7 protein-coding genes are annotated in these 6,625 nt (G+C 47.5%); 5 read left to right on the top strand and 2 right to left on the bottom strand.

Annotated features, from left to right (window positions below; all coding sequences use genetic code 11):
• Both WMW72_RS33735 and WMW72_RS33730 read left to right on the top strand, forming a co-directional pair.
• A partial coding sequence (locus WMW72_RS33735; protein WP_341419978.1) for an ABC transporter permease occupies positions 1-1,256 on the top strand: 1,256 nt, incomplete at its 5' end.
• A 7-nt stretch (positions 1,257-1,263) separates the two neighbouring features.
• A complete protein-coding gene (locus WMW72_RS33730; protein ID WP_341419977.1) occupies positions 1,264-2,067 on the top strand; it encodes an inositol monophosphatase family protein in 804 nt (267 codons plus the stop codon).
• A gap of 66 nt (positions 2,068-2,133) precedes the next feature.
• Here WMW72_RS33730 and WMW72_RS33725 read toward each other — a convergent pair whose 3' ends face one another.
• Entirely contained in the window at positions 2,134-2,826 is a 693-nt protein-coding gene (locus WMW72_RS33725; RefSeq protein WP_341419976.1) for a phosphodiester glycosidase family protein, read from the bottom strand.
• A 310-nt stretch (positions 2,827-3,136) separates the two neighbouring features.
• On the opposite strand from WMW72_RS33725, the gene WMW72_RS33720 reads away from it, so the two are divergent.
• Both WMW72_RS33720 and WMW72_RS33715 read left to right on the top strand, forming a co-directional pair.
• On the top strand, positions 3,137-3,502 hold the full coding sequence (locus tag WMW72_RS33720) for a hypothetical protein (RefSeq protein WP_341419975.1): 366 nt from the start codon (positions 3,137-3,139) through the stop codon (positions 3,500-3,502).
• An 11-nt stretch (positions 3,503-3,513) separates the two neighbouring features.
• On the top strand, positions 3,514-3,684 hold the full coding sequence (locus tag WMW72_RS33715; RefSeq protein ID WP_341419974.1) for a hypothetical protein: 171 nt from the start codon (positions 3,514-3,516) through the stop codon (positions 3,682-3,684).
• Here the strand turns inward: WMW72_RS33715 and WMW72_RS33710 are convergent.
• Positions 3,674-3,982, bottom strand: coding sequence for a hypothetical protein (locus WMW72_RS33710; protein ID WP_341419973.1), 309 nt, complete (start codon positions 3,980-3,982; stop codon positions 3,674-3,676). The genes WMW72_RS33715 and WMW72_RS33710 overlap by 11 nt on opposite strands.
• A gap of 405 nt (positions 3,983-4,387) precedes the next feature.
• On the opposite strand from WMW72_RS33710, the gene WMW72_RS33705 reads away from it, so the two are divergent.
• The gene (locus tag WMW72_RS33705; protein ID WP_341419972.1) at positions 4,388-6,400 is read left to right on the top strand and encodes a stalk domain-containing protein; all 2,013 of its coding nucleotides are present in this window, start codon (positions 4,388-4,390) and stop codon (positions 6,398-6,400) included.
• Positions 6,401-6,625: the final 225 nt, after the last annotated feature.

Genomic DNA, 6,625 nt, shown 5'->3' with positions numbered 1-6,625 from the left:
ATTGTTTATACTTCATGTTGAGTGCCTCCTGTGCTGGAATTGTTCTTTGGACGGAACGTTTCCCAGTATACAGTTGGCGCTTTTTTCATTCAAACCTTAAATTAATTCATTACAGGAATGGCTCCTTTTATATTCTAAGAAGAGTTGTCTTTCCTGTCTTAAAGCCTACGTTGTTTGCGGTAACCGTTTTGTTATTTTTAACGGGGCTAGGGGCTACTTCGGCTCCCTTGGTTCTTGGCGGTCAAAATTTTCAAACGATCACCCCAATGATCTTAACCTTTGTCCAAAGTGTCACCTCTCGCGACATGGCCTCTCTGCTAGCCATGATTCTGGGGGCGTTTACGTGGGTCTTATTATCCATGATGAGGAAAGTGGAAAAGGGCGGCAATTATATTTCGATTTCCAAGGTGAAATCGCAAATCGTGAAGCAAAAAATCAACAACAAGCTTGCCAATATCCTGGTCCATGGCGTAGCATATTTGTTGTTTGGGATATATGCACTGCCGGTGATTTTGATCGTGATTTTTTCGTTTACCGATTCGTATAGCATCACGACTTCTACCTTGTCATGGGATCGCTTTACCTTGGCGAATTATGCAAGGCTATTTACACACTTTAGTGATTTCAAGCCGTACGGGGTTAGTATTTTTTATTCATCTGTCTCCTCGATTTTGGTGGTGATCTTGGCGCTCGTTGTGTCTCGAATTCTGCATAAATACAAGAACCTGTTCGCTACCGTCTTGGAGTATGCCATGCTGATTCCGTGGCTATTGCCTTCAACGCTGATCGCCTTAGGGCTGATCGTCACTTATGATTCGCCCAAGCTCATCATGCTGAACCAAGTGCTGACTGGGAGCGTATGGATTCTGTTGATTGCCTACGTCATCGTGCAAATTCCGTTTACGCTGAGAATGCTGCGGGCTGCTTTTTTTACAATCGACCGATCCTTGGAGGACGCCGCCCAAAGTTTAGGGGCCGGAGCCTTCCACACCTTTAGACGAGTCCTGCTGCCCATCGTGCTGCCCTCTACGTTAGCGGTGTTAGCTATGAATTTTAACGGGCATCTAGCCGATTATGATCTTACTGTCTTTTTATTTCACCCAATCCTGCAGCCGCTAGGTATCGTGATCAAAAATAGTACGAGCGAGCAGGCCACGGGCGATGTACAAGCTCTGGTGCTGGTGTACTCGGTCATCTTGATGGTGATTTCCAGCCTTACGCTATATCTGGTCTATGGAAGAAAATCAAAGGAGTGAGGTCCATATGCACGAAGAGCATGACATTTATCTGAAGTCCATCGCTTGGGTTCTGGAAGCCGGGGAGATCATCAAACAAAGGCTGCAAGAGGGCACTGAATTTAAGCAGAAAACGAGTCATGCGGACGTGGTAACCGAGGTGGATCGCGAGATCGAGTCGTACTTCGTGAGCAAGATTACGGAGCACTATCCGGAGCATAATATTGTGGGCGAGGAGAACGTGGGCAATCGGGTTTCGGAGAGCCCGTACTTGTGGATTATTGATCCGATCGACGGCACGAGCAATTTTATTAACCGGAAGAAAGACTTTGCCATCTCCGTAGCGTTCGGCGAGCTCCATCGCGGAGTGTTCGGGATCATCTACGATGTGATGGCCGGAAAGCTGTACCGCGCTCAGAAGGGAAGCGGGGCTTTTCTGAATGACGTGAAGCTGAATGCGGTTCCTGCGAACACGCTGCTCGAGAATGAGCTGGTGGCGATTAGTGCGCCATGGGGAAGCCTGGAGGAAATGAAGCCTTGGGAGCCGCTCTATAAGCTGGCTGCCCAAGTTCGGGGCGTCAGACTCTATGGAGCGACGACGATGGAGCTGACCGATATGGCCGAGGGAGTACTAGGCGGCTATGTCCAAAATTACGTCAACTCGTGGGATTATGCGGCCGGCCGAATTCTGCTGGAGGAGCTGGGTTGCACATTCTCCGACTTGGAAGGCAACGATATCGACATGCTATACAGCGGCGGATTGGCTGCCGCGAGCACAGGTCTTCATGAACAGATCGTCCGGGCGATCCAAGAGGCCTCGGAGGCCAAGTAGACAGAAAACAGGTGCAGTTCTCTTTGGAGAAACTGCACCTGTTTCGTTAAGAAGAGGCGTTTCATCTTAGGATTTATCTTTCAGAGCAACCATCTCTGGGACTTTCCTCCCGTCTCCACTTACGCTGGCCTCAGCACATTTCATCTGAGACGAACCGCTTCCGTCGAGGAAGATTCCATTAACAAGCGTTCCGGAGCCGACCTTTTCTTTGATGGCCGTGCGGAACTCTGCGGCTGTACAGTTTGTATTGGTTACGACAAGCCAGATATTCAGCCCCGTATTATATACCAGACCAGCGCGTTCTACTTTGCCTGTACGGTTAGGCATCTTCTCGGCATCGGCTTGTGCCGCCCAGCCCGAATCATTGCCCAGGCTCATGCTGATGCCGCCCTGAGCCCAATATTTCGTTTTATCGGTCACGGTGAGATTGCTTGCCGAGTCGGTGACTTGAACCGAATATTTCCCTGCCGCGTCGTCCCAGACCAACGTGCCGCGTTTGGCCGTTCCTGCGTTGGTCCAACCCACGCCATAATCTCCAGCTGCGCCTTTAACAGGCGCGTGATTGTTCACAGCAATAGACAGGATGTTTTGCGTTGAAAAATCGAAGAATCCGCCATTAATCCCATAGTTGGGTTGCGAGGAAGACGTAACTGCTGAACTGATCGCCTTCAAGATGATGTTTTTAGGAGTCGTTTTGATCGTATGAAGCACCACGCCGTTTGTTGCCGTATATTTGGTGTACGTGTAATTGGTTGCCATGATAGAATTCCTCCTCAGTAGGTTTGTTCGGAAGTGAAGTTAGGCATGAAAAGTGCCCCGTTGGGATAATCCGAGAGAAGGGGTGTATCCCTCACCACTTGACTCTTGGAAACAAAGCAGCATCTCGCCTTACACATACAATATCATATAGCGTAACGTTACGCAATATAATATTAGTTGGAGATGTAGAAGTCGAAGATTCGACAGGCCAGTGAGCCTATCCGGATGAAGACTTGTAGGGTAATTCATATTGTAGAACGTAACGAACCGCTATATAATAAACGTATGATTTCCAAATAAGGAGGACCCTATGAAGTACTCTATCAATTTATTTGGCTACAATTTAGACTGCCAATTAAGCGTAGTGGACGGAAAGCTGAATATTGATGTTTTAGAGGAAGAACAACGAGCTCTCAAACAGTACTTGATTCGTGTTCTTCCCAAGTACGGAAGAGAGGCTTCCAACGCATCCTCCTTGGAATCGCTGCTGGAGCTTTCGTTAATGGCCGAAAAAACGCTAGAAGGCCGGATGGCGGAGCCCAAGCTGAAGTTACCTTACGAATTCCAGCCCGAAATCAAAGAAAAGCTGATCGAAGCCGCAGCTTTACAGGACCTATCGGCTACTCAATTATTAATTCGCTTGATCGAAAAAAAATATCAAGAAGTGATGGGTTAGGAGGAAGATTCATGCCATATGGAAACAAAGTTAAATTTCATTACGATGTTCCCGCTTATATTAAGCAGCAGCTGGCAGAGGCGGCCAAAAAGCTGAATATGACGGCGACCGAGCTTCTCTCCAAAACCATCGAAGAAGAATACGAACGCATTAAATCCGAACAAAAGAAGTCTAATGAATAGGCAGACAAGATAAGAATCGGCCGAACACACGTAATTGTTCGACAGACAGATATTGGTATAAATAATCGTCCCCAATGGGATCACACGAGAACAAATGCCCCACACTGTATGCTTCTTTGGGATTATCCTCCACAAGAAACATGGAGCACACGGGGGTGTTCTTTTCCATGTGGAGAAAAAATCGTGCATCCACACTGGAATGCAGGATAGCTTGTACATGTTCCATGACATGAATAGGGATTTCATGTTTTTGAAGATCAGAAATGATAGAGGATTGTTCCTGTGCTTCGATCATCATAGCGTAATCTCTCCTTTTATAGTACAATAATAAATGCAAACATATGTTCTATTTTTGGGCGCGGATTTCCAAAGATGTAGGCAGCTTGTACATAGGATCATGACAGAAGTTGCTCATCTATTTAAATGAATAAGTAAATTAATGTAAATAAATAGGTAATATATGTAACATAATAATAGTATAAAACGAAACGTTACGCAATATGCTATTGTTCCTCACGGTCAGCAGCACCTGCCGCGGACGGAGGGACATCCAGGAAATTGTCGGCAAATTGTCTTGAATTGGTGGAAGCTAATTTCAGATAAGAATGAATGATAGATTCCATAAATGGGTATTCTGGCCTATAATCATAGAGAACGAAGGAGCACCGCATCGTAAAATGACTTTCATAATGGAGTGAAAAAGATGAACAGTAAGAAAATCATGAGTTTACTTGTCGTATTCGTTTTACTTCTCGGGGTATTTGATATTCGAGCAGGGTTGGCGAAAGCGAATGATCGGCTGGATTACAGAGAGGGCGATTATCTCGTTCACCTGCTTCAAGATGGGGATGGGAAGGAACGCCGGTTTGCCTTCACCCCCGGCAATCGAATCACGGCTGCCAATACGAAGCTTCGTTTGTTTATCAATGCCCGGGAAGTGGAGCACAAGGATTACACCGTAGATTACGACAACTACGCTATTACGATGAATAAGGCTCCTGACCCAGGTGCTGAGATTTCTTTGAAATATGCAATAAACCCAACCTTCGAATGGGAAGAAAACATCTCGGGCACATCGAGTATTGGGGTTGCCCTTCCCGAAGGGGACGGGGCGGCACGAGTTTTCAAATTAACGACCCGATATGTCATAAATTCAAGTAAAAATGTGAGCTTGTACATCGACGGGATGAAAATCCGACCTTCGGAGTTCACCTTCAATCCTGAGAGCCAGTCCATCACGATCTCAGAAAAGCGCCCGGCGCCTGGTGCTAAATCGAAGATTTACTTCTATTTCCCGAAGACTTCGATTACGGGTATCCAAACCGCTGGCGGAGAGCCAGCAGCGCCCGCTCCCTCCGGCCCGCTTGCAGCGCCGTCTCCCAATCCGGCTGTCGAACCGGGATTTCAAGTGCCAAGCGGAGCGAGCTTTCCCGGGACGATTACACAGAGTCCGAATGGATCCGTCACGGTGAATATGCCGAAGGCCAATTTGCAGCCGACCTATCACTCGTATCTCATGATCAAGAATGCGAGCGGAAAGCTTGTGAAGCAAATCCGAATAACCCCAGGGAGCCCTTCGACCTATTCATGGAGTAAGCTTGGGCTGTCCTCGGGAGGATACTATGTTTACTTGAAAACCGTCAATCAGTCGGGAGGGCTCGCAGCCTCTGTCCCTCAATTCGTGCCGGTCAACCAGCAACCAGAGCAAATCCAGGTTTTAATCGGAGGACAACGGCAGGCTTATGAGCAGGCTCCTGTCAATTCGCAAGGAAGCGTGCTGGTGCCGCTGCGGTCCATCTTCGAATCGCTCGGAGCAACGGTAGAGTGGGATAGCCTCACCCAAACGGTCACCGCAAGAAGAGAAGGTCAAACCATTGTATTAACGATCGGTTCGAATGTGGCTTACGTCAACGGTGTTGCCGTGACGTTGAGTGTACCCGCACAGCTTATCCATGGGCATACGATGGTACCGGTTCGCTTTGTGAGTGAAGCTCTAGGCGGTGTTGTAGAATGGAACGAGGCTTCCAAATCCGTCATCATTTTTCAGAACAAACCTGAGATCCCGACCTCCGTTGAAAGCGAGAAGACTCCGGTTGAGGAAGCGGTACAAGAGCCGTCAGAACCGTCGACTTCCTCACCTATTCTAGAGAACATATCCAAAGGGATCAAAGCTGCTTCGGATATTGTCTTTGTCATAGACGTGACAGGTAGTATGGGTGAGGTTATCGACTACGTGAAGGAGTCGGTCATTAGCTTCGTGGATTCCGTTCCATCGGGCTCGAACTTTGCTCTCGTGGCTTATCGGGATATTAATTATGTAGATCCGTATAATCCAGATTTCGAGTATTTTGATTTCACCAATAATAAACACTTGTTACGGGTTCAATTAGAGCAGTTGGTTGCTTCCGGCGGGGAGGACGAAGAGGAATCTGGACTAGAGGCCATTGATATGGCGATTCAAAAATTAGCGGGACGAAAGAACTCCAAAAGAATCATCTTCATTACCGATGCTCCTGTTCATGATAAAGGCACCTCCCAAGGCATGGCCGGTTTCTTCCTGGAAGAAATCATCGCTAACCTGCCAGCGAATCAGGTTACGCTGGATGCCATTGCCCCGACAAGCGGCTTGGCCTACGAGCAGATCAGTCAGCTTGTTCAAGCTGGCCAAGGTACCTTATACGATATTGATGCTGCCACGCTGATGCAGCTGCAATGACTTTGGTGAAGCAAGCCTATGCATGAATTTCACTGTCATGCAGGGATTACCGAGCTTATGCTCGTTTCCCTCACCAAGCACGGACTCTAGGGTCCGTGCTTTTTTCATAATGAAATTCGGTAACGCACCGCTACACGCTGGGATGAGAGGTTTGCTATGCCGCTCATTACTGTTATAATTCCTATCATGATTCTCCTGCCACTTCATCGAATACGGGAATTAAAT

Source organism: Paenibacillus filicis (assembly GCF_038070315.1).
Taxonomy (GTDB): Bacteria; Bacillota; Bacilli; order Paenibacillales; family NBRC-103111; genus Paenibacillus_G; species Paenibacillus_G filicis.
The sequence above is the reverse complement of the archived record's forward strand: the minus strand, read 5'-3'. Positions and strand labels throughout refer to the sequence as shown.

Coding starts and splice junctions, on each gene's coding strand:
- WMW72_RS33730 (WP_341419977.1), top strand. CDS start 1,264: ATGCACGAAGAGCATGACATTTATCTGAAGTCCATCGCTTGGGTTCTG.
- WMW72_RS33725 (WP_341419976.1), bottom strand. CDS start 2,826: ATGGCAACCAATTACACGTACACCAAATATACGGCAACAAACGGCGTG.
- WMW72_RS33720 (WP_341419975.1), top strand. CDS start 3,137: ATGAAGTACTCTATCAATTTATTTGGCTACAATTTAGACTGCCAATTA.
- WMW72_RS33715 (WP_341419974.1), top strand. CDS start 3,514: ATGCCATATGGAAACAAAGTTAAATTTCATTACGATGTTCCCGCTTAT.
- WMW72_RS33710 (WP_341419973.1), bottom strand. CDS start 3,982: ATGATGATCGAAGCACAGGAACAATCCTCTATCATTTCTGATCTTCAA.
- WMW72_RS33705 (WP_341419972.1), top strand. CDS start 4,388: ATGAACAGTAAGAAAATCATGAGTTTACTTGTCGTATTCGTTTTACTT.